Source organism: Streptomyces sp. RB17 (assembly GCF_009604455.1).
Classification (GTDB): Bacteria; Actinomycetota; Actinomycetes; order Streptomycetales; family Streptomycetaceae; genus Streptomyces.
In genome coordinates this window covers 219,625-245,268 of sequence record NZ_WEGL01000009.1, presented here as the reverse complement: position 1 = coordinate 245,268, position 25,644 = coordinate 219,625, and the positions used below count along the sequence as shown (strand labels likewise).

Below are 25,644 nucleotides of genomic sequence, written 5' to 3'. Positions count from 1 at the left end.
GGCGCAGGGCCCCGAGCTGGTCACCCTACTAGCTCTGGGTGACGGAGCGGCACCCTCCGGAGGCGCGCTGTGCACGGGCCGACGCGTAGAGACATACGGCGGCGGCAGTGGCGAGGTTCAGGCTCTCGGCCTTCCCGTGGATCGGCACCCGCACCACCGCGTCCGCGAGCGCGCGGGTCTCCTCCGGCAGCCCCCAGGCCTCGTTGCCGAACACCCACGCGGTCGGCCCGCCCATGGTGTTCTTGTCCAGCTCCTCGTCCAGGTCTCTGTCCCCCGCCCCGTCGGCCGCGAGAATGCGCACCCCGGCGTCCTTCAGCCCTTGGACGGCCCGCTCGACGGGCACGCCGACGGCGACGGGCAGGTGGAAGTGGGAACCCACGGAGGCGCGTACGGCCTTGGGGTTGTACAGGTCGACGGAGGCGTCGGTGAGCACCACCGCCTCGGCGCCGGCGGCGTCGGCACACCGCAGCACGGTCCCGGCGTTCCCGGGGTCGCGCACATGGGCCAGGACGGCGACCAGCTTCGGCCGTGCGGCGAGGATCTCCTCGAAGGGCGTGTCGAGGAACCGGCACACCCCGACGAGCCCCTGCGGGGTGACGGTGGTCGAGATGTCGCCGATGACGTCCTCGGAGGCCAGGTGCACCCGGGCGCCCGCGTCCCGTGCTGCCCCGATGATGTCGGCGTACCGCTCCGCGGCCTCGACGGTGGCGAACAGCTCGACGAGCGTGGGATCCCCGCCGACCCGATGCCCGGCCGCCTCCCTCACCGCCTGCGGCCCCTCCGCGAGAAACAGCCGGTCCTTACCCCGGAAGTTCCGCTTGGCAAGCCGCCGGGCGGCGGCGACGCGGGCGGACCGGGGGGAGATCAGCTCGGGGCTGACGGGAGGCATCCTCTTCTTCACCTTCAACAGATTTCGACGTGCAGCGCTTCCTGACCTGCGGCACTGCAGCTGACCCAGGGGCGCGGGGCCGTATCGACATGCGGCTCCGCCGCGTGGGCGCGAGCAACCACGGCGCGCCCGCAGCCGAACGAGCACCCTACGGACGCCAACAACAGGACCCGCAAGCCATAAAGCCTGCGGGTCCAGTGAACGTCGGCCTAGAGCCAGCGCGGCGTCACGCAGCCTTCGGCGCGTTGACGTCCGACGGCAGCGCCTTCTGCGCGACCTCGACGAGCGCGGCGAACGCGTTCGCGTCGTTGACGGCCAGCTCGGCCAGGATCTTGCGGTCGACCTCGACGTTCGCGGCCTTCAGACCCTGGATGAAGCGGTTGTAGGTGATGCCGTTGGCGCGGGCAGCGGCGTTGATGCGCTGGATCCACAGCTGACGGAAGTCGCCCTTGCGCTTCTTGCGGTCGTTGTAGTTGTAGACCAGCGAGTGGGTGACCTGCTCCTTGGCCTTGCGGTACAGGCGCGAACGCTGACCGCGGTAGCCGGAGGCCTGCTCGAGGATCGCCCGGCGCTTCTTGTGGGCGTTGACTGCCCGCTTGACGCGTGCCACTTGTTAACTCCTTGTAGCGGGGTCGTGGTGGTCTTCACACGACCCGGAAACGGCTGGGTCCCGGTGTTGGCGTACGGCGCTCAGGGTTGGCGAGCGCCGGCTACGTCACTTGCCGAGAAGCTTCTTGATCTTCGCGGCGTCGCCCGGGGCCATCTCGGCGTTGCCGGTGAGGCGACGCGTGACGCGGGACGACTTGTGCTCGAGCAGGTGGCGCTTGCCGGCACGCTCGCGGAGCACCTTGCCGGAGCCGGTGATCTTGAAGCGCTTGCTGGCACCGCTGTGCGACTTGTTCTTCGGCATAGCGCCGTTATCTCCTCGTCGGTGGCGCTCCGGTGCCCGGTCGCGAAACCGGGCACGGTGGAGCGTCGCTCTCTTGTATCGGTTACATCCTTGGGGACGTGTTGTCCCCCGGGATCACGCCTCGGCGGGCTCCTCGGCGGGCGCCTCGGCCTCGGCAGGCACCTCAGCCTCGTCGGACGCCTCGGCCTCGGCGGGGTTCTGCGAACGACCGGGGTGGGCCTTCGCCTCCGCCTTGCGGGCCTCCTGCGCCTGGCGAGCCTCGGCCATGGCCTCGGTCTTCTTCTTGTGCGGACCGAGAACCATGATCATGTTTCGGCCGTCCTGCTTCGGGTTCGACTCGACGAAACCGAGGTCCTGGACGTCCTCCGCGAGCCGCTGCAGCAGTCGGTAGCCCAGCTCGGGACGGGACTGCTCGCGACCACGGAACATGATCGTGATCTTGACCTTGTCGCCCTGCTTGAGGAACCGGACGACGTGACCCTTCTTGGTGTCATAGTCGTGCGGGTCGATCTTCGGCCGGAGCTTCATCTCCTTGATGACCGTGTGCGCCTGGTTCTTGCGCGCCTCACGGGCCTTCATGGCCGACTCGTACTTGAACTTCCCGTAGTCCATGAGCTTGCACACGGGCGGACGGGCGTTCGCCGCGACCTCGACCAGGTCGAGGTCGTACTCCTGCGCAAGCTCCAGTGCCTTGGCCAGGGGGACGATGCCCACCTGCTCGCCACTGGGACCGACAAGTCGCACCTCGGGAACGCGAATCCGGTCGTTGATGCGGGGCTCGGCGCTGATGGATCCTCCTCGGTAGCACCACACGGTTGTCTGGCGGACAGCCGCGTATGTCTTTTCGTTAGACCTAACCGCGCCGAAGCACAAAAAATGCCCCGGACGATCACAGGCGGGGCTCCAACACACTACCGGAGCACCGCCGCGATGCCGCGGGGCGCGCTTTCGGGCGACTCCATCGTCCGTACGGAACGATGGTGGCCGCCTGACCGGGTGACCCGCCGTCCCGAGGGACGGTCAGGTGGGAGATCGGAGCCTCCACTTGTGGGCCGGGAGCTCTGTTGCACGCAGGGCATGCCCGGCCGGTCGTGAACCAGATTAGCAGGATCGCTTGACAAGGGCGAACCGGAGGCCGCTCACAAGGCGCGAGAGAACCCGTGATCCGGCACCGCCTATCGTGTGGGGCATGAGTGAGACCCCTCCTGAGAATCCCGAGAACCCCGACTTCGACGCGATGACCCGGGACATCGCCGAGGTCCCCGCCGTCGAGGTGATCGTGACGGTCGCCGTCAACCTGATGAGCGCCGCCGCCGTGAAGCTCGGGCTGAGCGAGGAGGGCGAGAAGTACAAGGACCTGGACGAGGCCCGCAAGCTGATCAGCGCGCTCGCCGGCCTGCTGGACGCGAGCACCACGGAGATCAGCTCCTTCCACGCGGCGCCGCTGCGCGACGGTCTGAAGTCGCTGCAGCTGGCGTTCCGCGAGGCGTCGATCGTCCCGGACGAGCCGGGGCAGGGGCCGGGCGAGAAGTACACCGGCCCGGTCTACGGCTAGCCGTCCCGTCTACGGCTGGCTATCCCTTCACGTACAGGGGCTCGCCCGGAGGCGTGGTCCCGGCCGGCAGCAGTGCCAGGTCGAGGCCGCGCACCAGGCGGGCCCTCAGTGTTTCGTCGGCGGCGAGCCGCTCGGCGACCGCGCGGGCGGCCTCGGCGGGCGGCGCGGCCGGGTCGAGGACGAGGGCGAGGGTGCCGTCGGCCTGTCCCGGCCCGAGGTGGGCGCGCAGTACGGCGGGTTCCGCCGCCACGACCGTACGGACCGCCTCGGTCACGGCAGGGTCGGCGAGCGGGTCGGTGCTGGTGCGGCCCTCGGCGAGGGCGAGCAGCGCCGGACCGGTCAGCTCGAAGGGCACCGGTCCGGCGAGGTCCAGCACGACCGTGTCGGCCTTCTCGTGGGCGGCGGCCTGCAGCGCCTGGTGCAGGGGTACGGCGACCGGGCGGGCCGCGGGGTCCCAGCGGGCGAGGGAGTCGGTGGAGGTGAAGGCGGGCAGGGCGGTGCGGTCGCCGGCCTTCAGGGTGGGTACGGCCATGTCGCTTGTCTTCTCGCGGCGCAAGCCCTTCTCGTCCTCCTCGGCCTCACCGAGCACGGCGACGACCGGGACGAGCAGACGCGCGCCCTTCAGCGCCTCGAGGACGGGCCCGAGGGCGCTGCGCTGCTCGGCCCAGGCGGCGAGCGCAGCGCTCAGCCGGGGATCGGCGGAGCCGTCGTCGTCGGAGAAGCCGGGGTCGGGAATGTTCTTGTTCGCCACGGTCACCGACCCTATAGGGGGGAAGCTGCTGCCCTTGTGCGGGGCCGGAAACAGTGCCGTCATCGCTTTCACAGGAATCTCAGCTTTCCCTGACCTGGATCTCACGCCCGCCTCACGGGGCGCACAGTCGGCGCCCCGAGGATCGCGGCCATGGAGTCCTCCAGAGCCCGCCGTGGCCGTCGTGCGCGCCCGTCACGGCGCCGTCCGCTGCTGTCCGTCGTACTCGCCGTGGTCGCCGTGGGCGGGGTCACGGCCGGGGGCACGGCGTATGTGAAGGCGCGGGCGCACGCGGGGACGGCGGCCGTATCGTCGGCGGCGACGCCCTCGGCCTCCTCCTCGGCCGGGGCGGGCGAGGAGGAGGCCTCGGTGGAACCCGTGACGGAGCCGGCGGTGGACCGGACAGCGCTGCTGGGCAAGGCGATGACAGCGGTGAGCGTGCCGTCGGGGGCGCGGGTGTCGGCGGCGGTGCTGGCGGTGGACTCCGGGGAGAGCGCCGCGTACGGCGACGCGGCCTTCGACACGGCGAGCATCGTGAAGGTCGACATCCTGGCCACGCTGCTGCTCCAGGCGCAGGACGCGGGCCGGGGGCTGACGGCGGCGGAGAAGGCGTACGCCGTGAAGATGATCGAGAACAGCGACAACGCGGCGGCGACGGCGCTGTGGCACACGATCGGGCGGGCGGACGGCCTGGACGCGGCGAACGAACGCTTCGGGCTGACCGCGACCTCGGGCGGCGAGGGTGAGCTGTGGGGGCTGACGCAGACCACGGCCGCGGACCAACTCGTCCTGCTCCGGCAGGTGTTCGGGGAGGGCTCCAGGCTGAGCGCGGTCTCCCGGACCTATGTGCAGGGGCTGATGGAGTCGGTCGAGGCGGACCAGCGGTGGGGGGTGTCGGCCGCCGCGGAGGGCAACTCCTGGGCGCTGAAGAACGGTTGGCTTCCGCGCAGTACGACGGGCCGGTGGGACGTGAACAGCATCGGGCGGATCACCGTGGACGGCACCGACTACCTGGTGGCCGTGCTGTCGGAGGGCACACGGACACAGGCGGAGGGCATCGCCCTGGTGGAGGCGGCGGCGAAGGCGGCGGTGTCGGCGTTCGCCGGTGGATGATCCGGCTGCGGCACCGGGCGGACATCGCCGGTCGCACCAGGTGGCCATCGCCCGTCGCACCGGATGGGCATCGCCGGCCGGCCGCCGCCCGCCGCCGTCAGTGCCGCTGCCTGCGCCCCCGCCACAGCACGACGCCCGCCACCAGCAGGACCCCGCCGGTGCCGCCGGCCAGGGGGCCCGCCCAGTCGGCGGTCGAGGACGTGGCACTGGGGGCGTCCGGCCCCGCGCCGAAGTACTTCTTCCCGTACGACGCCGCGCGCAGGCTCTGCGGTCGGAGCCGGTCGGCCGCCCGCAGCGCCGCCGCCGGGTCGATCATGCCGAAGCCACGGGAGTCGTCCCGGCCGCCGGCCGGCACGTCCCGGGCGGTGTCCTCCAGGAGCTTCTTGATCTGCGCCGGGCTCAGGTCCGGGTGGGCGGCCTTGACGAGCGCCGCCGCGCCGGAGACGAAGGCGGAGGCGGCCGAGGTGCCCCAGCCCTCGTAGTACTTGTGGTCGGGGTCGGCGATGACCACGTCGACGCCCGGTGCGCTGACCGCGGCGTACCAGCGGCGGGTGGAGAAGGAGGCGCGGGTGCCGTAGCGGTCGACGGCGGTCGCGGCGATGACGCCGGGGTAGGCGGCCGGGTAGGAGACGTGGTCGCCCTTGTCCCCGCCGTTGCCCGCGGAGGCGACGACCACCACCCCCTTCCTCAGGGCGTACTGCACGGCCTCGTCCTCGCTGGGCTCGGGGTGTGCGGAGTCGGAGTCGTCGCCGAGGGAGAGGTTGATGACGTCGGCGCCGTGGTCGGCGGCCCAGCGGATGCCGTCGGCGAGGGCGTTGCCACGGCTGGTACGGGCCTTGGCGCGGGCGGGGTCGCCGTCCTCCAGGATCACGCGAACGGGCAGGATCTTCGCCTGCGGAGCGACGCCCATGACACCCGCGCTGTCGCCCGGGCCGTGGCCGTGCCCGGCGATGATGCCGGCCATGGCGGTGCCGTGCCGGGCCCAGTCGCGGTCGCCCTGCTCGGCGCCGAAGCCGATCATGTCCTTGGCGGGCAGGACGTTGCCGGCGAGGTCCGGGTGGTCGGCCTCGACGCCGGTGTCCAGGACGGCGACGGTGACGCCCCGGCCCTTGGTGGTCCGCCAGGCCTCGTCCAGGTGCAGCGCGGACAGGCCCCACTGCTGGGCACGGATGCCGTCGGCGTGGGCCGTGGCGGCCGGCGCCAGGGCGAGGGCGCCGGCGAGCAGCAGGCTCAGCGCCGCGCCGGCGGGTTCCACGCGGTGGCGGGCGCCTGTCGATCGCCTCGATCGCCTCATGAAGGTTTCTCCGTGGCCGTGCCGATGTCCTGCCGCAGGCGCCGTTCGACGCGGTCGGCCAGGCCCTGGGCCTCGTTGCCGAGCCCAGCCTGGGCCGGTGCGGTGGTGGCGCCGGCGCTGACGGCGTCGGCGGCGGGCTGGGGCGTGTCGACGCCGCGGCCGTCGGCCCAGCCGGAGACGGCGTAGACGACGACGGGGGCGTCGGTGAGGACGGAGATGGTCCAGGAGGCGCGCTGCTTGTCGCCGAAGCCGGCCGCGGCGGTGCCCTTGGCGGCGTAGGGCCGGGGCATCAGGTCGGCGCGGCGGTCCAGGCGCTCGGTGCGGAAGCGGTGGGCGAGCGCGGACATGGCGGCCGGGTCGGCCTTGGTGAACAGCAGGCCGACGGTGGTGACGTAGCTCTGGGTGGCGTCGGTGTAGGTGGCGCGCAGGAGCCGCTGGCAGCCGACCGGGGCGAGCACCTTCTGCAGCAGCGGGTCGAAGGCGTGCGCGCAGCCGGTGTCCGGGGCCACGGCGATCCTGGTCCAGGTGCGGTCGGCGCCGCCGGGGCCGGCGCCGGTGCCCTGGACGGTCGCCGGGAACAGCTGGTCGACGGGCACGTTGTGCCAGAGCGCCCCGGCGGTCGCGAAGTGGTCGCCGGTGGCGTCGCCCCCGCCGTCGTCGGTGAGCCAACTCCCGGTCACGGCACCGCCGATGAGACCGAGTCCGAGCACGAGACAGGCGGCAGCGGCGGCGGTACGGGGCCCCACCAGGTGCCACGTCCGCTCACCGAACGCCGCGGGCGTCCCGGCGGGCCGGACGGACCTCGCGGCAGCGACGGCACCCCAGGACAGCGCGGGGTCGGGCGCGGCGGCGCCGACGGGCGGCGGGCCGACGGGGCGGGCGGGCGCCATGGGGCTCCAGGCGCCCGTCTGCGCCGGCCCGGCGGACACCCCGGACGCGGACCCGGAGGCGGTAGGGCCCTCGCCGCGCGGCCCGCCGGAGGGACGCCCGGGACCGGCCCCTGGGGCGGGCACGGCTCCGGAACGCTGTTCCTTCGGGGCCCCGGTGATCGGCCGGAGCCGCGCCGTGGTCTCCGCCGCGGTGACCGGGCGGACGGAGGGCGTCGCCTCCGGCGCGGTGAACGGGCGGGCGGGAGGAGTCGCCTCCGCTCCCGTGAACGGGCGGGATGGGGCTGTCGCCTCCGGCGCGGTGAACGGGCGGGCGGGAGGAGTCGCATCCGGCGCGCTGAACGGCCGGGACGGCGCTGCCGCCTCCGCCCCGGTGAACGGCCGGGACGGGGCTGTCCTCTCCGACGTGGTGAACGGGCGGGCGGGAGGAGTCGATTCCGACGCAGTGACCGGGCGGGACGGGGCGGTCGCCTCCGGCGAGGTGAACGGGCGAGACGGGGCTGTCCTCTCCGACCCGGTGACCGGGCGGGACGGGGCGGTCGCCTCCGGCGAGGTGAACGGGCGAGACGGGGCTGTCCTCTCCGACCCGGTGACCGGGCGGGACGGCGCTGTCGCCTCCGGCCCGGTGAACGGGCGGGACGGCGCTGTCGCCTCCGGCCCGGTGACCGGGCGGAGCCTGGCCGTCGTCTCGGCGGGGGTCTCCGCGGGGGCGCCCGTCCGCTGGGGCTCCCGGTCGGCGCGGCGCGCCGCGGCTCCGGTGCTCGGCGGCGCGTCGGGGAACCGCGCCGAGGCCGGCGGCGGAGGCGGGGTCACGGGTGCACCGGCCGAGGGCACGACAGGGCGCGGCCCCAGGGTCCGATTCCCTTGCCCGGCACGAGGGCCGGAGCCTTCGGGGGACGTCCGGCCGTCCGGCACGGCGCCCTCGCCGGACAGCGAGCCGTCGGCGACGGATCGTCCACCAGAGCGCGAATCACCGGCGGCGGACTGCCCGGCAATGGGCGAGCCGTCACCGGCGGGCCGCCCCGCGAAGGGCAAGCCGTCACCAGCAGACCGCCCACCAGAGCGCGAGTCGTTCGCGGCGCCCGCGAAGCCCCGGCCCGGAGCCCGGTCTTCGGTTCCGGCGGACGACACCGAAGGCCGGCCCTCGCGTACGGAGCCGCCGGCCGGTGCGGTACCCGAAGAGGCGCCGTCCTCGACTGCCGCACCCCCGGTGGCCGGGCGGGTGGCGCGTGGCGTGAAGACCGACGGTTCGTCGTCGGGGTCCTCGGGCGGGGTGGACGGGCGCGGCGGAGTCGAGGGGCGTGGGGGGATGGGAGCGTGGCGCGCCTCGGTGGTCATGCACCCCCCGTTTCCTCGTGCCCGGGCCCGTCCTCACGTACGCGGGCCACTGCGCTGCTCGGCCGCGCCCGGCGCGGAAGCTCCGTCCTGGGCACGCATACCCGTACGGCCGGACCGGCATCCCGGTTCAGGTGAAGCGGCCGGGCGCGTTCCGCCGTACGTGCGCGTCACTCTACGGGTTGTCCGGGCCGGAATCAGAACCAGTCCGGGGCGCCGGGGCATCTGCCCGGAACGTCCCCCTACCCTGCGGTAATCCTGTCTGGCAGGCTTCCGTCATGACTGCGCGCGCCGCCGACCGGGCCCGTTACGACCGGGCCACCGCCCATCTCGACGCCCCTCTCGCGATCGTGGACCTGGACGCCTTCGACGCCAACGCGGCCGATCTCGTCCGCCGCGCCGCCGGCAAGCCGGTGCGGGTCGCCAGCAAGTCCGTGCGCTGCCGGGCCCTGCTGGAGCGCGTCCTGGCCAAGGACGGCTTCCAGGGCATCATGTCGTTCACCCTGGCCGAGTCGCTGTGGCTCGCCCGCTCCGGCTTCGACGACGTCCTGCTGGCCTATCCGTCCGCCGACCGGGCCGGCTTCGCCGAGCTGGCCGCCGATCCCAAGCTCGCCGGTGCGGTGACCGTGATGGTGGACGATCCGGCGCACCTCGATCTCATCGACGCCGCCCGCGACGGCGGACGCGAAGTGGTGCGTGTCTGCCTGGAGTTGGACACCTCGTTGAAGCTGCTCGGCGGCCGGGTCCGGGTCGGGGCGCGCCGCTCCCCGCTGCACTCCCCCGCCCAACTCGCCGAGCTGGCCCGGTCGGTGGCCCGGCGGCCCGGCTTCCGGCTGGTCGGGATCATGGCGTACGAGGGGCACATCGCGGGCGTCGGGGACGCGGTGGCCGGGCGGCCGCTGAGGTCCCGGGCCATCCGGCTGATGCAGGCGGCCGCGCGCCGGGAGCTGGCGGAGCGGCGGGCCGCGGTGGTGCGCGCGGTACGGGAGGTCGTGCCCGGCCTGGAGTTCGTCAACGGCGGCGGCACGGGCAGTGTGCAGCACACCGCCGCCGAGGACTCCGTGACCGAGATAGCGGCCGGTTCGGGCCTCTACGTGCCGCGGCTCTTCGACAACTACACGTCCTTCACCGGCCGTCCGGCCGCACTCTTCGCCCAGCCCGTCGTGCGGCGGCCGGGCGTCGGCGCCGTCACCGTGCTCGGCGGCGGCTACCCGGCCTCCGGCGCCGCCGGTCCCGACCGGCTGCCGGTGCCGTACCTGCCGGAGGGCCTGCAGTACGACCCGCAGGAAGGCCCCGGCGAGGTGCAGACTCCGTTGCTCGGCTCGCCCGCCGACGACCTGCTCATCGGCGACAAGGTGTGGTTCCGGCACGCCAAGGCGGGCGAGCTGTGCGAGCGGTTCGACGCCCTGCACCTGATCGAGGGGGACACGGTCACGACGACCGTGCCCACCTACCGGGGTGAGGGACAGACCTTCCTCTGACCGGCCGTCCTACAGGGGCGTGACGTACGCGCCCGCGATTCCGCCGTCCACCAGGAAGTCGGTGGCGTTGACGAAGGAGGAGTCGTCGCTGGCCAGGAAGGCGACGGCGGCGGCGATCTCCTCGGCCTCGGCGAACCGGCCGACCGGGATGTGGACGAGACGCCGCGCGGCGCGCTCCGGGTCCTTCGCGAACAGCTCCTGCAGCAACGGGGTGTTGACCGGGCCCGGGCACAGGGCGTTCACGCGGATGCCCTCGCGGGCGAACTGCACGCCCAGCTCGCGGGACATGGCCAGCACGCCGCCCTTGGAGGCGGTGTAGGAGATCTGGGACGTCGCCGCGCCCATCCGCGCCACGAACGACGCGGTGTTGATGATGGAGCCCTTGCCCTGGCGCCGCATGTAGGGAATCGCGGCCTTGCAGCACAGGTAGACGGAGGTGAGGTTGACCTCCTGGACGCGCTTCCAGGCCTCCAGCCCGGTCTCCAGGATGGAGTCGTCGTCGGGCGGGGAGATGCCGGCGTTGTTGAAGGCGACGTCGACGCTGCCGTAGGTGTCGTAGGCCGTCTTGAACAGGGCCTCGACCTGCTCGGGGTCGGTGACGTCGACCTTGACGAAGAGCCCGCCGACCTCGTCGGCGACGGCCTTGCCGCGGGCCTCGTCCACGTCCGCGCAGACCACATGGGCGCCCTCGGAGGCGAGCCGGCGGGCGGTGGCGAGGCCGATGCCGCTGCCGGCTCCGGTCACGACGGCGGTACGGCCGACCAGGCGGCGGCAAACACTGTTGTCGGTCACTGTGCGGGGCCCTCCGTGCTGGGGGAGACGTTGCTGATGAAGACGTTCTTGGTTTCGGTGAAGGCGGTCAGGGCGTCGGGGCCCAGTTCGCGGCCGAGGCCGGACTGCTTGAAGCCGCCGAACGGGGTCCAGTAGCGGACGCTGGAGTGGGAGTTGACGGACAGGTTGCCCGCGCGGACGGCCTGGGAGACGCGCAGGGCGCGGCCGAGGTCCCGGGTCCACAGGGAGCCGGAGAGGCCGTAGGGGGTGTCGTTGGCGAGGCGGATCGCGTCCGCCTCGTCGGTGAAGGGCAGGAGGACCGCGACGGGCCCGAAGATCTCCTCACGGGCCGCCCGGCCGTCCGGCCGCTCCCCCGTCAGTACGGTCGGCGGGAACCAGAAGCCGGGGCCGTCGGGGGCGCTGCCGCGCAGGGCCGGGGCGTCCTCGGGGACGTACGACCGTACGCGGTCGAGCTGCTGACCGGAGATCAGCGGGCCCATCTGGGTCTTCTCGTCGGCCGGGTCGCCCACGACGACGGAGGCGAGGGCGTCGGCCAGGACGTCGCGGGCCTCCTCCAGCACCGGCTCCTGGACGAGGATGCGGGTGCGGGCGCAGCAGTCCTGGCCGGAGTTGTCCAGGAAGGAGAACGGGTCGAGGGCGGCGGTGAGGTCGGCGTCGGCGAAGACGATGTTGGGGCTCTTGCCGCCGAGTTCGAGGGTGACCGGCTTGACGAGCCTCGCGCAGCGCTCCATGACCTCGCGGCCGGTGCGGGTGGAGCCGGTGAACACGATCTTGGCGACGTCCGGGTGGTCCACCAGGGCTCGTCCGGCGGTGTGGCCGTGGCCGGGCAGCACCTGGAAGACGTGCTCGGGCAGGCCGGCCTCCAGGGCGAGTTCGGCGAGCCGGAGCGCGGTGAGCGGGGTGGTCTCGGCGGGCTTGAGGACGACCGCGTTGCCGGCCGCGAGCGCCGGGAAGGAGCCCCAGGCGGCGATCGGCATCGGGAAGTTCCACGGGGCGATCACGCCGACGACGCCGAGGGGTTCCTGGAAGGTGACGTTCCAGCCGCCGGGCACCGGGATCTGCTTGCCGAGCAGGCGTTCGGCGCCGCCGGCCGCGTACAGCAGCAGGTCGCGGGCGTTGCCGGCCTCCCAGCGGGCGTTGCCCACGGTGTGGCCGGCCTCCCGGACCTCCAGCTGGGCGAGTTCCTCCAGGTGGGAGTCGACGGTGTCGGCGAAGCGGCGCAGCAGCCGGGCCCGGTCGGCGGGGGCGAGGGCCGCCCACCCGCTCTGGGCGCGGACCGCCCGTACGACGGCGGCGGCCACGTCCTCCTCGCTCGCGGCGGGCACGGTGGCGACGACCTCTTCCGTGGCCGGGTCGAGGACGACGAGCTGGTGCGGGTCAGTCACGGGATGACCTTTCACAGACGTTCGCTTTCACAGTCGCTCGAAGGAGCGCTTTCACAGGCGTTCGAAGGAGCGGCGCAGCTCCCAGTCGGTGACCGCGGCGTCGAAGGCCTCCAGCTCGACGCGCGCCATGTTGCGGTAGTGGGCCACGACCTCGTCGCCGAAGGCGGCCTTCGCGATCGGGCTGTTCTCCCACAGCTCGGCGGCCTCACGGAGAGTCGTGGGCACGTGCTCGAAGTCGGCGGTGTAGGCGTTGCCGGGGCACGGTTCGGGCAGTTCGAGCTTGTGCTCGATGCCGTATAGGCCGGCCGCGACCAGCCCGGCGACGGCGAGGTACGGGTTCACGTCCCCGCCGGGGAGGCGGTTCTCGAAGCGCAGGGAGCGGCCGTGGCCGACCACGCGCAGGGCGCAGGTGCGGTTGTCGTGGCCCCAGGCGACGGCGGTGGGGGCGAAGGAGCCGGGCTGGAACCGCTTGTAGGAGTTGATGTTCGGGGCGTACAGGAGCGAGAAGTCGCGCAGGGCGGCGAGCTGTCCGGCGAGGAAGTGCCGCATGACGTCGGACATGCCGCCGGGGTCGTCCGGGGACCCGGCCATGACGTTGTTGCCGTCGGCGTCGGCGAGCGAGAGATGGATGTGGCAGGAGTTGCCCTCGCGCTCGTTGTACTTGGCCATGAAGGTGATCGAGACGCCCTCCTGGGCGGCGATCTCCTTGGCGCCGGTCTTGTACAGCGCGTGCTGGTCGCAGGTGACGAGGGCCTCGTCGTAGCGGAAGGCGATCTCGTGCTGGCCGGGGTTGCACTCGCCCTTGGCGGACTCGACGGTGAGGCCGGCGCCGGCCATGTCGTTGCGCAGCCGGCGCAGCAGGGGCTCGATGCGGCCGGTGCCGAGGATGGAGTAGTCGATGTTGTACTGGTTGGCCGGGGTCAGCCCCCGGTAGCCGGCGTCCCAGGCCGCCTCGTAGCTGTCCTTGAAGACGATGAACTCCAGCTCGGTGCCGACCTGGGCGGTGTGGCCGAGCTCGGCGAGCCGCTGCAGCTGGCGGCGCAGGATCTGGCGGGGTGCGGCGACGACCGGGGAGCCGTCGTTCCAGGCGAGGTCGGCGACGAGCAGGGCGGTGCCGGGGTGCCAGGGGATGCGGCGCAGGGTGGCGAGGTCGGGGTGCATGGCGAAGTCGCCGTAGCCCCGGTCCCAGGAGGACATCGCGTAGCCGTCGACGGTGTTCATCTCGGTGTCGACGGCGAGGAGGTAGTTGCAGCCCTCGGTGCCGTGCCGCAGGACTTCGTCCAGGAAGAAGCGGGCGGCGAACCGCTTGCCCTGCAGCCGCCCTTGCATGTCGGGGAAGGCCAGGACGACAGTGTCGATCTCACCGCTCGCGACGAGGGCGTGCAGTTCCTCGACGCCGAGCGGGGGTGTGCGGTCTGCCACGGGAGAGCCTCCTTCGGCGCCTACGCGCTTTTTCGGCCGGGCCGGGAGTCATAAGGTATTGCTCAGAACCATTGCTTGGGAAGGGGGTACGGCGGATGTCGCGGGAGACGGAGTGGCACGGGGCGCATGCGCCGGGCGTCGACCGGCTCGCTCCGGTGCTGCGGCCGGTGCGGGCGGGCAACGGCTTCGAGGAGGCGCTGGAGCAGATCCTCCAGGTCGTGCGGCTGGGGCTGGTGCCGGGCGGGGAACGGCTGCCGGCCGAGCGGGAGCTGGCGGAGCGGCTCGGGATCAGCCGGGTGACGCTGCGCGAGGTGCTGAAGGTGCTCCATGACCAGGGGCTGGTGGAGGCGCGGCGCGGACGCTACGGCGGAACGTTCGTGCTGCCGCGCACCGACGCCGGCGGCGAGGACGAGTTGCGGCGGCGGATCGCCGAGGTCGACATCGAGGACGTGCTGCGCTTCCGCGAGGTGCTGGAGGTGGGCGCGGCCGGACTGTGCGCGGCGCACGGGCTGACGGACGGGCAGGCGGACCGGCTGCGCGAGGCGCTGGCCCGCACGCACGACGCCCCGCTCGCCGACTACCGCCGCCTGGACACCCTGCTCCATCTGACCCTCGCCGAGCTGTGCGGATCCCCCTCCCTGACCGCGCAGTACGCGGCGGTGCGGGCCACGGTGAACGACCTGCTCGACTGCATCCCGCTGCTGGTGCGCAACCTGGAGCACTCGCAGCGCCAGCACACCGCGCTGGTCGAGGCGGTGCTGGAGGGGGACCCGGACGGCGCGCGGGAGATGATGCGCGAGCACTGCGCGGGCACGGCGGCACTGCTGCGGGGCTTCCTGGCGTGAGCCGCGTCTGAAAAGGTATGGATATGAACCTTTGACTTCCGCGGAGGGCGGCATGACGGTGGTACGACCGCTGATCGGGATCAGCACCTATCTGGAGTCCGGCGCCCGCTGGGGCGTGTGGGAGCTGGACGCGGCACTGCTGCCGGCCGGCTATCCGCGGCTCGTGCAGCGGGCCGGCGGGCTGGCCGCGATGCTGCCGCCGGACACGCCCGAGCGCGCGGCGGAGACGCTGGCCCGGCTGGACGGGCTGGTGATCGCGGGCGGCCCGGACGTGGACCCGGCCCGGTACGGCGCCGAGCGCGAGCCCCGTACGGGCCCGCCCGCCCTGGCCCGCGACGCCTGGGAACTGGCGCTGATCGAGGCCGCGCTGGCCGCAGGTATGCCGGTGCTGGGCATCTGCCGCGGCATGCAGCTGCTGAACGTGGCGCTCGGCGGGACGCTGGTCCAGCACCTGGAGGGGCACGCGGAGGTCGTCGGCGTGTTCGGCGGCCACCCGGTCGAGCCGGTTCCGGGCAGCCTGTACGCCGGGATCGTCCCGGAGGAGACCACCGTGCCCACCTACCACCACCAGGCTGTGGACCGGCTCGGCACGGGCCTGGTGCCGTCGGCCTACGCGGCGGACGGCACGGTGGAGGCGGTCGAACTGCCGGCGGACCGGGGCTGGGTGCTGGGCGTGCAGTGGCATCCCGAGATGGGCGAGGACCTGCGGGTGCTGCGGGCACTGGTCACGGCCGCCGCGGAGGATGGGGGCGGCCTGGCGCCGACGCCCGCGGCGGGCGCGACCGGGTCAACGCCGTAGGGGTCGCGAAGCGCTGCCGGGTGCGGCTCCGTGGTCGGCCGTTCGCGCGGTTCCCCGCGCCCCCAAGGGGTTGCGGCCGCCGTACCCGCATGCGCGGCGCAGGCCCGGCCGCACCCCCGTCACCCCCGCGTCAGCGACAGCAGTTCGCGGGCCGGGCCGGTCGGACGGTGGCCCGTCGGCCAGACCGCGCGCAGGTCCCGGCGCAGTGACACGCCCTCCACCGGGATGCTGACCAGGCGTCGCATCGCCAGTTCCTCGCCCACCGCGAGTTCGCTGAGGACGGAGGGGCCCGCGCCACTGACGGCGGAGGCCTTGACCGCCGTGGTGGAGGACAGCTCGATCAAGGGGCGGGCGAGGCCGCCGAGGGCCGCGTCCAGGACCTGGCGCGTGCCGGAGCCGCGCTCGCGGAGGATCAGCGGGGTGCCCGCCAGCTCCTCCGCCGTCACGGGGCGCCGGCGGCGGGCCCAGGGATGGCCGGGCGCGGTGACGACGATCAGGCGGTCGCGGGCGATGACGGCGGAGTCCAGGCCCGTCGGGACCGAAAGGCCCTCCACGAACCCGAGGTCCGCCTCCCCGGTCAGCAGGAGTTCCGCGACCTTCGCCGAGTTGCCGGCGAGGAGGGACACCGCCGTGTCGGGGCGCTCGGCGTGCAGGGCGAGCAGCCAACCCGGCAGCAGGTACTCGGCGATGGTCATGCTCGCCGCGACCCGGAGGCGTGAGTCCCGCCGGTCCCGCAGCGCCCGTGCGCCCGCGTCGAAGGCCGCCGCCGCCTCGACCACCCGGCGGGCCCAGTCCGTCACCAGGGCGCCCGCGTCCGTGAGCCGGGAGCCGCGCGGCGAGCGGTCGACGAGGGCCACGCCCAGTTGCCGTTCCATGGAGCGGATCCGGCTGCTGGCGGCGGGCTGGGTGATGCCGACCTCGCGCGCCGCCGCACCGAGACTGCCCAGCCGCGCCACCGCCAGCAGCAGCTCCAGCGCGGCCAGGTCGGGCACCCGGTGTGCCAGTGATGCCGTGCGCTCCGGTTCCGTGCGCTCTCGCTGCCCCTCCACCTCGGTCATAAGACCAGCTTATGCCCTGATAGAAAGGAACTCCCTGGTCAGGGGTGAGCCGTGACGGCACGGTGATGCCATGGTCACCGCAGCCCAGCCCTTGTCCACCGCCTCCGCCCCACCCGCCGCCCGGGTCCGCCACCTGGGCCCCAACTGGTACGCCGCCGTCATGGGCACCGCCATCCTCGGCTCGGCCGGGGTCGCGCTGCCCGCACACACGCCGGGTCCGCGCGATGTCTTCGCCGGAGCCTGGGTGCTGTCCCTGATCATGCTGGTGACCCTGCTCGCGGCCAGGGCCGTGCACTGGGCCCGCCACGGCGACCAGGCCCGCGCCCATCTCCTGGACCCCGCCGTGGCCCCCTTCTACGGCTGCCTGTCGATGGCCCTGCTGGCGGTCGGCGGCGGTGCCATGACGGCCGGGCGGGAGGTGGTCGGCACCGGCACGGCCGTCGCCCTGGACGCCGTCCTGTTCACCGCCGGTACGGCGATCGGGCTCGCGGCCGCCGTGGCCGTGCCGTACCTGATGGCCGTACGGCATCGCGTCGAGCCCGCGCAGGCGAGCCCGGCCTGGCTGCTGCCGCTGGTCGCCCCCATGGTGTCGGCGGCGCTCGGCCCGCTGCTGGTGCCGCATCTGCCGGCGGGCCAGCCCCGCGAGACCCTGCTGCTGGCCTGTCTCGCGCTGTTCGGGCTGAGTCTGTTCGCGTCGCTGCTGATGCTGTCGCTGGTCTTCGCCCGGCTGGTCTCGGGTCCGCTGCCGCTCGCGCTCACTCCGACCCTGTTCCTGGTGCTGGGCCCGCTCGGGCAGTCCACCACCGCGGTCGGCAGGATCGCGGACGCGGCCCCGGGGGTCGTACCGGCCGCGGACGCGCGCGGCCTCGCCGTCTTCGCCGTCCTGTACGGGGTGCCGGTCATGGGGTTCGCGCTGCTGTGGCTGGCGCTGGCGACCGCACACGTGGTGCGGGCCCGCCGGCGGGGCATGGGGTTCGCGATGAGCTGGTGGGCGTTCACCTTCCCGGTGGGCACGTGTGTCACCGGTGCGATGGCGCTCGCCCGGCACACCGGTCTCGCGGCCTACGACGGGCTGGCCGTCGGGCTGTACGCCCTGCTCGGCGCCGCCTGGCTGGCGGCCGCCGCCGGCACCGTACGCGGTCTGCTCAGCGGGGAGCTGCTCGCAGCGCCTCGGCCAGCACCCGTGGCGCCTCGGCCAGGGACGGGCCGTACCAGGTCAGGTGCCGACCGCTGACCAGGGCGCAGGGCAGGCCGGGGAAGGCCTCCGGGCCGTCGTCGGCGGTGAAGCGGTAGGGCTCGTCGGGCAGCACCACCAGCTCCGGGGCCGCCGTCCGCAGTTCGTCGAGCGGGACGCGGGGGTAGCGGTCGGGGTGGCCGGCGTACAGGTGGTCCACGCCGAGCCGGGCCAGGACGTCACCGGCGAAGGTGTCCCGGCCCAGGACCATCCAGGGCCGGCGCCAGATCGGTACGACCGCCGCCGTACGGCTCTCCGGCCGGGGCAGCGCCGTCCAGACCGCCTCCGCCTCCGCCAGCCAGTGCGGGCGCACCGGCGCGCCGCACGCGCTGAGCACCCGTTCCAGCTCGGTGAACGCCTGCGGCACGCTGCGCACCTCGGTGACCAGCACATCGAGGCCTGCGGCGCGCAGAGCGTCCAGATCCGGGGCGCGGTTCTCCTCCTCGTTGGCGATCACCAGATCAGGGGCGAGGGCGAGGATGTGGTCGACCTTGGGGTTCTTCGTTCCGCCGATGCGGGTGACATCCAGCTCCGGCGGGTGGGTGCACCAGTCGGTGACGCCGACCAGCACCCCGGGCAGGGTCACCGCCACCGCCTCGGTGAGGGACGGGACCAGGGAGACGACCCGCACTACCGGGACCGGTCCTGCACGGCCTCGATGTGTTCGGCGACCGCCACCACGATCACCCGCGTGTCCGGCACCGTCGCCCGCCACCGATGCCGTACGCCGCCCGTCAGGTACAGGGTGTCGCCGCGGCCGAGCCGGTACGCGCGCCCCTCCGCCTCGATCTCCACCGCCCCGTCGGCGACGTACATCAGCTCGTCGTTGCGGTGCTGGAACTCGCGGCCGGCGTCGTGGTCGCCGGTGAACTCGGAGGCATGCAGCTGGTGGTGGCCACGCACCAGGGAGCGGGTCCGGGGCTCCAGGTCGCCCTCGGCGGCCGGGTCGGCGCGGACGAGGTCCACGCTGGCCGCCGGGTCGGCGGCCGCGAGCAGTTCGACGGCCGTGGTGCGCAGGGCGTCGGCCAGTTTCTCCAGCGAGGTGCGGCTGGGCCGGGCCCGGTCGTTCTCGACCTGGCTGAGGAAGGGCACCGACAGACCACTGCGCTCGGCCACGACGGCGAGGGTCAGTTCCAGGGCACGACGACGCCGCCGGACGGCCGCGCCCACCCGCACGGGCTGCTGTTCCTTGTGGTCGCCCATCGCTCCGGCTCCCTCCCCCGCTCGTCGTGCCGCTGTCCGGGTGCCCGGGTCCGGGCACACCTCTTCTGATGACTTCTCTGCACCCTACGCATGTTCGGCAAACCGTTTCACGTGGCTGTCACATACCCGACATGCTGCCGAGCCGCCACCCTCACGGTTCGCGCCAGTGTGACGGGGCCTCGGACCGGTCCGGCGCGGAGTCCGGGCCGGGGGCGAACATGCCGGCCAGCAGGGCCGGGCGGCCGGGCGAGGGCCACGGCTCATCACGGTGCGTGGTTGGCCGGATTCTTGCCGTACCCCGGTGCGATGCGCCTGACGTACCGGAGAGGCCGCGAAGGGCGGGCCGCGCCGGACGCTCGGCGGCGTCCGGCGGTGCCCGCCCCTCGGGTGGCGGTCCGGGTCAGTCGTCAGGTCACCCGGCCGCCAGGCTCTCGGCTCACTCGGCGGCCCGGCTCTTGGCGTCCTTCCCGGCGACCGGGGCCCACCTGTCGACCAGGCCGGGGTTCCCCCGCAGCCAGGCGCGTACGGCGTCCTGCTCCTTGCCCTTGCCGGCCTTCTGGATCTGCGCCTCCAGGCCCGTGAGCTGCTTCTCGGTCATGGAGAAGTCCTTCAGCCAGCGGCCGACCTGCGGGTTGTCCTGGGCGAAGCCCTTGCGGGCCAGGGTGTGCACGCCGTCACCGCTGCCCCAGGCGCCCTTGGGGTCCTTGAGCTTCTTCAGGCCGTAGTCGCTGTAGGCCCAGTGCGGGGACCACAGGGTGACGACGACCGGTTGCTTCCTGGCGTAGGCGCGCTTGAGCTCGGCGAGCATGGCCGGGGTGGAGCCGTCGATGACCTGGTAGGTGCCGTCGAGGCCGTACGCCTTGAGGACCTTGCTCTTGAGCAGGCCCATCTCGCCCGCGCTGGGCTCGATGCCGACGATCTTCCCGCCGAACTCGGAGGCGTGGTCCTTCAGGTCCGCCAGGGAGTCGACGTCCTTCACATAGGAGGGGACGGTCAGCTCCAGGGAGGTCCGGCCGTACCACGACCCGAGGTCGTCGAGCTGCTTGCCGTACTTCTTCCAGTACTCGGCGTGGGTGGTGGGCAGCCAGGAGTCGGTCTCGAAGTCGAGCTGGCCGGTGGCGAGGCCGGTGTAGAGGGGGCCGGCCGCGTACTGGGTGGTGGTGACCTTGAAGCCGCGTTCCTCCAGGAGCTCCTTCCAGAGGAAGGTCGAGGCGACGCCCTCGTCCCAGGGGATGTAGCCGATCCGGATCTCCTTGCCCTTGCCGACGTCGGTGCCGGAGGCCTCGGAGGTGGTACCGGTGGGCGAGCCGAAGATGCCCATGCCGCCCGCGACGAGCGCGAGCACGACCACGCCGACGACCGCGACGGCCGGGCGCGGCCGGTACGCCCACGCGCGCGTGGGCGCCTTGGCGGCGGCCCTGCGGCCCAGCGGGGACAGCTGGGTGCCGAGGGCGCCGGTGATGCGGTCCAGGTAGATGGCGAGGACGACGATGCCGACGCCCGCCTCGAAGCCGTAGCCGATGTCGAGCTGGCCGATGGCCTCGTTGACGGCGCCGCCGAGGCCGCCGGTGCCGACCATGCCCGCGATGACGACCATGGACAGGCCCAGCATGATGACCTGGTTGACGCCGGCCATGATCGTCGGCAGGGCGAGCGGCAGCTGAACGCGCCAGAGGATGTCGCGCGGGGCGGTGCCGAACGCCTCGGCGGCCTCCACGAGTTCGGCGTCGACCTGGCGGATGCCCAGCTCGGTCATGCGGACGCCGGGGGCGAGCGCGAAGATCAGGGTGGCGACCACGCCGGCGGCGGTGCCCAGGCCGAAGAACAGCATGGCCGGAATCAGCAGGACCATCGACGGCATCGTCTGGAGCAGGTCCAGGGCGGGTCGTACGGCCGCGCTGACCGCCTTGGAGCGGGCCGCCCAGATGCCCAGCGGCAGGGAGATCGCCAGCGCGATCAGGGTCGCCACCAGGACCAGGGCGAGCGTGGACATGGCCTGGTCCCACAGGTCGAGCGAGTCGACCAGCGCGAATCCGGCGAAGGCGAGGACGCCGGCGAGCAGGCCGCGCAGCCACCAGGCGATGACGGCGAGGATGCCGGCCATCAGCAGCGGCTGGGGCGCGCCGAGGACGGCGTCGATGCCGTTGTACATGCCCTCCATGACGGCCTTGACGGCGTCGAAGAGCCAGGAGAGGTGGTCGACCAGCCAGTTGACGCCGGAGTCGACCCAGTCGCCGAGGTGGATCCTAGGCACGGCCGACCACCTTCCCGTCCGGGTTGTCGCAGGGCGCGGGACCGTCCGTCTCGTCGCCGAGGAAGCCGACCAGCCGCTGCCGGGGAACGACACCGACGACTCGGTTCGCCTCGTCCACGACGGAGACCCGGTGCGACAGCCGGGCGCTGATCGCGCACAGCTGCGTGAACGGGGTCTCGCGGGTCGCGGTCTCGCAGCCGCACAGCGGGGCCTCGCCCGTGACCGAGGTGTCCATGAGGGCGCCCGCCGTCAGCACGCGCGAGCGGTCGACGTCCTGGATGAAGGAGGCGACGTAGTCGTTCGCGGGGCGCAGCAGGATGTCCTCGGCGGTGCCGGTCTGCACGATGCGGCCGTCACGCATGACGGCGATGCGGTCGCCGAGGCGCATGGCCTCGTTGAGGTCGTGGGTGATGAAGACGATGGTCTTCTTCAGGGTCTTCTGCAGTTCCAGGAGCTGGTCCTGCATGTCGCGGCGGATCAGCGGGTCCAGGGCGCTGAAGGACTCGTCCATCAGGAGCAGGTCGGCGTCGGTGGCGAGGGCGCGGGCGAGGCCGACGCGCTGCTGCATGCCGCCGGACAGCTCGTCGGGCCAGGAGCCCTCCCAGCCGGCCAGGCCGCACAGGGCGAGCGCCTCGTCGGCGCGGCGTTCGCGCTCGGCGCGGGGCACGCCCTGCACTTCCAGGCCGTAGGCGGCGTTGTCGCGGACGCTGCGGTGCGGGAACAGCGCGAAGTGCTGGAACACCATGCTGATCTTCTTCGAGCGCAGCTCGCGCAGCCCGCGGGCGGTGAGCGCGGTCAGATCCTGGCCGTCGAAGCGGACGCTGCCCGCGGTCGGCGCCAGCAGGCCGTTGAGCATGCGCAGCAGGGTGGACTTGCCGGAGCCGGACAGGCCCATGACGACGAAGATCTCACCCGCCTCGACCCGGAAGGAGGCGTCGATCACGGCGGCGGTCGTACCGTCGGCGCGCAGCTCCTTCCGGTCTGCGCCCTGCCGCAGGCGTTCCACCGCTTGTTCCGGTCGTCTGCCGAACACCTTGAACAGATGCTCGGCCTCAAGCCTGGGGTGCACGCGTACCTCTCGTCTCGGGGACAGGACAGTGACGGCGCCTCCCCGGGATCGAGATGGTCAAACTTTTAAGTGGTTCACCTCACAGCCGGGTCTACGATGCCCGCCTACCGCGGTTGAGGGGGCGACGGTGGAGCGACCCGACGACAGAGTCCCGTCCGTGTTCCGTTTCGCCACGGAGCTCGTCGCGTGGGTGGCCACGCCCTGGGCCCTGGCCCGGTACTCCTGGCCGGCGGCCGTGCTGTCGCTGGTGGTGCTCATCGGTGGGCCGGCGGTCTTCGCCACTCCGGGCGACAAGAACAAGGTGGTCGTGCCCGTCCCGGGCTGGGTCACCGTCGTGTTCGTGCTCCTGCAGCTCGTGGCCGCGGTGGTCTCCGCGTGGTGGCTGTGGCCGGCCTGGGCCGCCGTGCCCGTGACCCTGCTGGCCGCCGCGACGCTTCGCACGGAGCAGCCGCGCTGGAGGTGGCTGATGTCGTCGGCCGGGTGACTGTCGGTGCGGTGCGGCATGATGCGAGCGTGACCGGACGACTCATGCTGCTCGACACCGCATCGCTGTACTTCCGCGCCTACTTCGGCGTCCCGGACTCCGTGAGGGCTCCGGACGGCACGCCGGTGAACGCCGTGCGCGGACTGCTGGACTTCATCGACCGGCTGGTCAGGGACCACCGGCCGCAGCACCTGGTGGCCTGTATGGACGCCGACTGGCGGCCGCAGTGGCGGGTGGACCTCATCCCCACCTACAAGGCGCACCGGGTGGCCGAGGAGCACGAGGACGCACCGGACGTGGAGGAGGTGCCGGACACCCTCTCCCCGCAGGTGCCGGTCATCGAGGACGTGCTGTACGCGCTCGGCATCGCCCGGGTCGGCGTGGCGGGCTACGAGGCGGACGACGTGATCGGCACGTTCACCGCGCGCGCCACGGGCCCGGTGGACATCGTCACCGGCGACCGCGACCTGTACCAGCTGGTGGACGACGCGCGCGGGATCCGGGTGCTGTATCCGCTGAAGGGCGTCGGCACCCTGCAGCTGACCGACGAGGCGGTGCTGCGCGAGAAGTATGGGGTCGACGGGCGGGGGTACGCGGATCTGGCGCTGCTGCGCGGCGACCCGAGCGACGGACTGCCCGGCGTGGCCGGGATCGGCGAGAAGACGGCCGCCAAGCTGCTCGCCGAGTTCGGCGACCTGGCCGGGATCATGACGGCGGTCGACGACCCCGAGGCCAGGCTCACGCCGTCGCAGCGCAAGCGGCTCACCGAGGCCGGCCCGTATGTCGCGGTCGCGCCGAAGGTGGTGCGGGTGGCGGACGACGTACCGCTGCCGGACGTCGACACGGCCCTGCCGCAGGCCCCGCGGGACCCGGTGGCGCTGGAGGAGCTCGCCAGGCGGTGGGGGCTCGGCGGCTCCCTGCAGCGGCTGCTGACGACGCTCACCGCGGGAGTGGGGTGACCGCGACCGGAATATTCCGGCAAAGGGCTCTCCGCCGATGTCCGGGAGTGAGGTGTGACCGCAGGGCGAGATGCTAACTTAGGTAAACCTAACCATCTTGCAGGAGGCCGTGATGGCAGAGCGTCCGGTACGAAAGCCGCGCAGGACCCGCACCGCCCATGTGGTGCGCACCGAGCGACTGACCCCGCACATGCAGCGGGTGGTGCTCGGCGGCGCGGGCCTGGCCGACTTCGCGGCGGACACCTGCACCGACCACTATGTGAAGCTGCTCTTCGGCCCCGGCGGCGTGACCTACCCGGAACCCTTCGACCTGGAGCGGATCCGCGCGGAACTCCCCCGCGAGCAGTGGCCGGTGACCCGGACCTACACCGTGCGCGCCTGGAATCCCGAACACCGCGAGCTGACCCTGGACTTCGTCGTCCATGGCGACGAGGGCCTGGCCGGCCCGTGGGCATGCCGCGTGCGGCCGGGCGAGATCGTGCACTTCATGGGCCCGGGCGGCGCCTACGCCCCCGACCCCGCGGCCGACTGGCATCTGCTCGCCGGTGACGAGAGCGCGCTGCCCGCGATCGCACGGTCCCTGGAGGAGCTGCCCGCCGGCGCCCGCGCCCATGCCTTCGTGGAGGTGTCCGGGCCGGAGGAGCAGCAGAAGATCGACTCCGAAGTGAAGGTCGTCTGGCTGCACCGCGGGGACCGCCCGGTCGGTGAGGCGCTGCTGGAGGCCGTACGCGCCCTCGAGTTCCCCGAGGGCCGGGTGCACGCGTTCGTGCACGGAGAGGCGGGCTTCGTGAAGGAGCTGCGCCGGCTGCTGCGGGTCGAGCTGGACATCCCGCGCGAGGACCTGTCGATCTCCGGCTACTGGCGCCAGGGGCACGACGAGGACGGCTGGCAGGCCTCCAAGCGGGAGTGGAACGCCCGTATCGAGGCCGAGCAGGAGAGCGGCGCGGCGGCCGCCTGAGCGCGGCCCCCCGCTCAGCTCTCGTTGATCTTGCCGAACGGGATGTGCACGCTCGGTGTGGTCCGGGACGTGCTCTGCAGGTGTGTCACCTGGTCGTCGAAGAAGATGTGGGGCTTGAGCACCTTCATGACCGCGCCCTTCTCGATGCCGCCGAGGAAGAAGGCGCCGTTGACCGTCACGCCCCACTGCTTCAGGCTCCGCACGGCCCTCTCGTGCGCCGGTGCGGCGCGCGCGGTCACGATGCAGACGTGGACCCGGCTCGGGTAGTCCGGGTCGGTCCTGCGCCGTTCCTCCTCCCGGCGCTGTATCCGGTTCACCCCTGCGAGGAAGTCCCGCAGCGGTCCCGGGTCGTGCGGGGTCGCCGCGTTACGGGTCTCGTGCGCGCGGAACTCCGCCAGGCCGCCGGACTGGTACACCTGCTCGGCGGCATCGCCGGCGAGCACCCCGTCGAAGTCGAACGCGATCCGCAGCTCCGGGTCGGCCGGGTCGTCGGCGTACGACGATCCGAGCACATGCCCGGCCGGCAGGCCGGCCGCGACCGCCTCGCGCACGTCGTCGCCGTTCGCGGACAGGAACAGGGACATGTTGAGCGCGGTCATGAAGGTGTACGGCGACCTTCCCTGCATGAACACGGCCCGGGTCACGGGCAGTTCATGGGCCTCGATCGACCGCATGACGCGCAGGCCGGTGTCGGGGTCGTTGCGGGAGAGGATGATGACCTCGACGAGCGGGTCTCCCGGCTCGCCGAGGTCGTTCAGCGACAGCAGCCTGCGGATGAACGCGAACGCGACCCCGGGCCGGAGCGTGTCGTCCACATGCTCTTCCTGGTAGGCCCGGTAGGCCTCCTCGCCCTGTTCGCGGAAGACCGCGTCCGACTCCCGCAGATCGAACAGGGCGCTGGAGGCGACACCGACGACGAGCCGGTTCGCGAGGTCGTAGGGCGGCATGCCCTACATCTTCACACCGGACA

General features: G+C 73.0%; 25 protein-coding genes. 9 read left to right on the top strand and 16 right to left on the bottom strand.

What is annotated here, in order from left to right; all coding sequences use genetic code 11:
- Nucleotides 1-28 precede the first annotated feature (28 nt).
- The 4 genes from SRB17_RS34960 to infC all read right to left on the bottom strand — a co-directional run bounded on the left by SRB17_RS34960 (nt 29) and on the right by infC (nt 2,612).
- Complete coding sequence (locus tag SRB17_RS34960; RefSeq protein WP_153544524.1) at nt 29-889, bottom strand: TrmH family RNA methyltransferase; 861 nt, start codon at nt 887-889, stop codon at nt 29-31.
- Nucleotides 890-1,115: 226 nt separating this feature from the next.
- Nucleotides 1,116-1,499: a 50S ribosomal protein L20 gene (gene rplT / locus SRB17_RS34955; RefSeq protein ID WP_006141703.1), complete on the bottom strand. Its 384-nt coding sequence runs from the start codon at nt 1,497-1,499 to the stop codon at nt 1,116-1,118.
- A gap of 105 nt (nt 1,500-1,604) precedes the next feature.
- Nucleotides 1,605-1,799, bottom strand: coding sequence for a 50S ribosomal protein L35 (rpmI, locus tag SRB17_RS34950; RefSeq protein WP_003977225.1), 195 nt, complete (start codon nt 1,797-1,799; stop codon nt 1,605-1,607).
- 114 nt (nt 1,800-1,913) lie between these two features.
- Entirely contained in the window at nt 1,914-2,612 is a 699-nt protein-coding gene (infC, locus tag SRB17_RS34945) for a translation initiation factor IF-3 (RefSeq protein WP_323376738.1), read from the bottom strand.
- Nucleotides 2,613-2,988: 376 nt separating this feature from the next.
- On the opposite strand from infC, the gene SRB17_RS34935 reads away from it, so the two are divergent.
- Nucleotides 2,989-3,354: a DUF1844 domain-containing protein gene (locus SRB17_RS34935; RefSeq protein ID WP_153544518.1), complete on the top strand. Its 366-nt coding sequence runs from the start codon at nt 2,989-2,991 to the stop codon at nt 3,352-3,354.
- Between the two features lie 19 nt (nt 3,355-3,373).
- Here SRB17_RS34935 and SRB17_RS34930 read toward each other — a convergent pair whose 3' ends face one another.
- Entirely contained in the window at nt 3,374-4,105 is a 732-nt protein-coding gene (locus SRB17_RS34930) for an SseB family protein (RefSeq protein WP_323376860.1), read from the bottom strand.
- Between the two features lie 150 nt (nt 4,106-4,255).
- On the opposite strand from SRB17_RS34930, the gene SRB17_RS34925 reads away from it, so the two are divergent.
- Nucleotides 4,256-5,215 (top strand): serine hydrolase, encoded by a 960-nt coding sequence (locus tag SRB17_RS34925; RefSeq protein WP_153544516.1) that lies wholly within the window; start codon nt 4,256-4,258, stop codon nt 5,213-5,215.
- 97 nt (nt 5,216-5,312) lie between these two features.
- Here SRB17_RS34925 and mycP read toward each other — a convergent pair whose 3' ends face one another.
- Nucleotides 5,313-6,509: a type VII secretion-associated serine protease mycosin gene (mycP, locus tag SRB17_RS34920; RefSeq protein ID WP_153544514.1), complete on the bottom strand. Its 1,197-nt coding sequence runs from the start codon at nt 6,507-6,509 to the stop codon at nt 5,313-5,315.
- Nucleotides 6,506-7,399: a hypothetical protein gene (locus tag SRB17_RS34915; RefSeq protein WP_228396438.1), complete on the bottom strand. Its 894-nt coding sequence runs from the start codon at nt 7,397-7,399 to the stop codon at nt 6,506-6,508. The genes mycP and SRB17_RS34915 overlap by 4 nt, the downstream gene beginning before the upstream one ends.
- Before the next feature lie 1,610 nt (nt 7,400-9,009).
- On the opposite strand from SRB17_RS34915, the gene SRB17_RS34910 reads away from it, so the two are divergent.
- Entirely contained in the window at nt 9,010-10,212 is a 1,203-nt protein-coding gene (locus tag SRB17_RS34910) for an amino acid deaminase/aldolase (protein ID WP_153544512.1), read from the top strand.
- 9 nt (nt 10,213-10,221) lie between these two features.
- On the opposite strand, the gene SRB17_RS34905 is transcribed toward SRB17_RS34910, so the two are convergent.
- The 3 genes from SRB17_RS34905 to SRB17_RS34895 are packed head-to-tail and all read right to left on the bottom strand — an operon-like array spanning nt 10,222 to nt 13,811.
- Nucleotides 10,222-11,004: a 3-oxoacyl-ACP reductase gene (locus SRB17_RS34905; protein ID WP_323376737.1), complete on the bottom strand. Its 783-nt coding sequence runs from the start codon at nt 11,002-11,004 to the stop codon at nt 10,222-10,224.
- Nucleotides 11,001-12,389, bottom strand: coding sequence for an aldehyde dehydrogenase family protein (locus SRB17_RS34900; protein ID WP_323376735.1), 1,389 nt, complete (start codon nt 12,387-12,389; stop codon nt 11,001-11,003). Before SRB17_RS34900 ends, SRB17_RS34905 begins: the two co-directional genes overlap by 4 nt.
- 51 nt (nt 12,390-12,440) lie before the next feature.
- On the bottom strand, nt 12,441-13,811 hold the full coding sequence (locus SRB17_RS34895) for a glutamine synthetase family protein (RefSeq protein ID WP_323376734.1): 1,371 nt from the start codon (nt 13,809-13,811) through the stop codon (nt 12,441-12,443).
- Nucleotides 13,812-13,906: 95 nt separating this feature from the next.
- Between SRB17_RS34895 and SRB17_RS34890 the strand changes: the two genes are divergently transcribed.
- Nucleotides 13,907-14,656 carry a FadR/GntR family transcriptional regulator gene (locus SRB17_RS34890; protein WP_153544510.1) on the top strand — a complete coding sequence of 250 codons (750 nt, stop codon included), beginning with the start codon at nt 13,907-13,909 and terminating at the stop codon, nt 14,654-14,656.
- A 52-nt stretch (nt 14,657-14,708) separates the two neighbouring features.
- Nucleotides 14,709-15,455: a gamma-glutamyl-gamma-aminobutyrate hydrolase family protein gene (locus tag SRB17_RS34885; protein ID WP_153544509.1), complete on the top strand. Its 747-nt coding sequence runs from the start codon at nt 14,709-14,711 to the stop codon at nt 15,453-15,455.
- Nucleotides 15,456-15,574: 119 nt separating this feature from the next.
- Here the strand turns inward: SRB17_RS34885 and SRB17_RS34880 are convergent, their stop codons facing one another.
- Nucleotides 15,575-16,513 (bottom strand): LysR family transcriptional regulator, encoded by a 939-nt coding sequence (locus tag SRB17_RS34880; RefSeq protein WP_153544507.1) that lies wholly within the window; start codon nt 16,511-16,513, stop codon nt 15,575-15,577.
- 70 nt (nt 16,514-16,583) lie between these two features.
- Here SRB17_RS34880 and SRB17_RS34875 point away from each other — a divergent pair, with 70 nt between their 5' ends.
- Nucleotides 16,584-17,747 carry a TDT family transporter gene (locus SRB17_RS34875; protein ID WP_153544505.1) on the top strand — a complete coding sequence of 388 codons (1,164 nt, stop codon included), beginning with the start codon at nt 16,584-16,586 and terminating at the stop codon, nt 17,745-17,747.
- On the opposite strand, the gene SRB17_RS34870 is transcribed toward SRB17_RS34875, so the two are convergent.
- The 4 genes from SRB17_RS34870 to SRB17_RS34855 form a co-directional block, all read right to left on the bottom strand.
- Nucleotides 17,659-18,378: a helical backbone metal receptor gene (locus tag SRB17_RS34870; RefSeq protein ID WP_323376732.1), complete on the bottom strand. Its 720-nt coding sequence runs from the start codon at nt 18,376-18,378 to the stop codon at nt 17,659-17,661. The two genes, SRB17_RS34875 and SRB17_RS34870, sit on opposite strands and share 89 nt — an antisense overlap.
- Nucleotides 18,378-18,950 carry a helix-turn-helix domain-containing protein gene (locus SRB17_RS34865; protein ID WP_153544503.1) on the bottom strand — a complete coding sequence of 191 codons (573 nt, stop codon included), beginning with the start codon at nt 18,948-18,950 and terminating at the stop codon, nt 18,378-18,380. Before SRB17_RS34865 ends, SRB17_RS34870 begins: the two co-directional genes overlap by 1 nt.
- Nucleotides 18,951-19,386: 436 nt before the next feature.
- The gene (locus tag SRB17_RS34860) at nt 19,387-21,204 is read right to left on the bottom strand and encodes an ABC transporter permease/substrate binding protein (RefSeq protein WP_323376730.1); all 1,818 of its coding nucleotides are present in this window, start codon (nt 21,202-21,204) and stop codon (nt 19,387-19,389) included.
- Complete coding sequence (locus tag SRB17_RS34855; RefSeq protein WP_323376729.1) at nt 21,197-22,273, bottom strand: glycine betaine/L-proline ABC transporter ATP-binding protein; 1,077 nt, start codon at nt 22,271-22,273, stop codon at nt 21,197-21,199. Before SRB17_RS34855 ends, SRB17_RS34860 begins: the two co-directional genes overlap by 8 nt.
- A gap of 127 nt (nt 22,274-22,400) precedes the next feature.
- Here SRB17_RS34855 and SRB17_RS34850 point away from each other — a divergent pair, with 127 nt between their 5' ends.
- The 3 genes from SRB17_RS34850 to SRB17_RS34840 all read left to right on the top strand — a co-directional run bounded on the left by SRB17_RS34850 (nt 22,401) and on the right by SRB17_RS34840 (nt 24,674).
- Nucleotides 22,401-22,757, top strand: a complete 357-nt coding sequence (locus tag SRB17_RS34850) for a hypothetical protein (protein ID WP_416237117.1) — start codon at nt 22,401-22,403, stop codon at nt 22,755-22,757.
- A gap of 29 nt (nt 22,758-22,786) precedes the next feature.
- Nucleotides 22,787-23,716: a 5'-3' exonuclease gene (locus tag SRB17_RS34845; protein WP_323376725.1), complete on the top strand. Its 930-nt coding sequence runs from the start codon at nt 22,787-22,789 to the stop codon at nt 23,714-23,716.
- A gap of 112 nt (nt 23,717-23,828) precedes the next feature.
- Nucleotides 23,829-24,674 (top strand): siderophore-interacting protein, encoded by an 846-nt coding sequence (locus SRB17_RS34840; RefSeq protein ID WP_153544499.1) that lies wholly within the window; start codon nt 23,829-23,831, stop codon nt 24,672-24,674.
- 14 nt (nt 24,675-24,688) lie between these two features.
- On the opposite strand, the gene SRB17_RS34835 is transcribed toward SRB17_RS34840, so the two are convergent.
- On the bottom strand, nt 24,689-25,621 hold the full coding sequence (locus SRB17_RS34835) for a 5'-nucleotidase (protein ID WP_153544497.1): 933 nt from the start codon (nt 25,619-25,621) through the stop codon (nt 24,689-24,691).
- Nucleotides 25,622-25,644 lie beyond the last annotated feature (23 nt).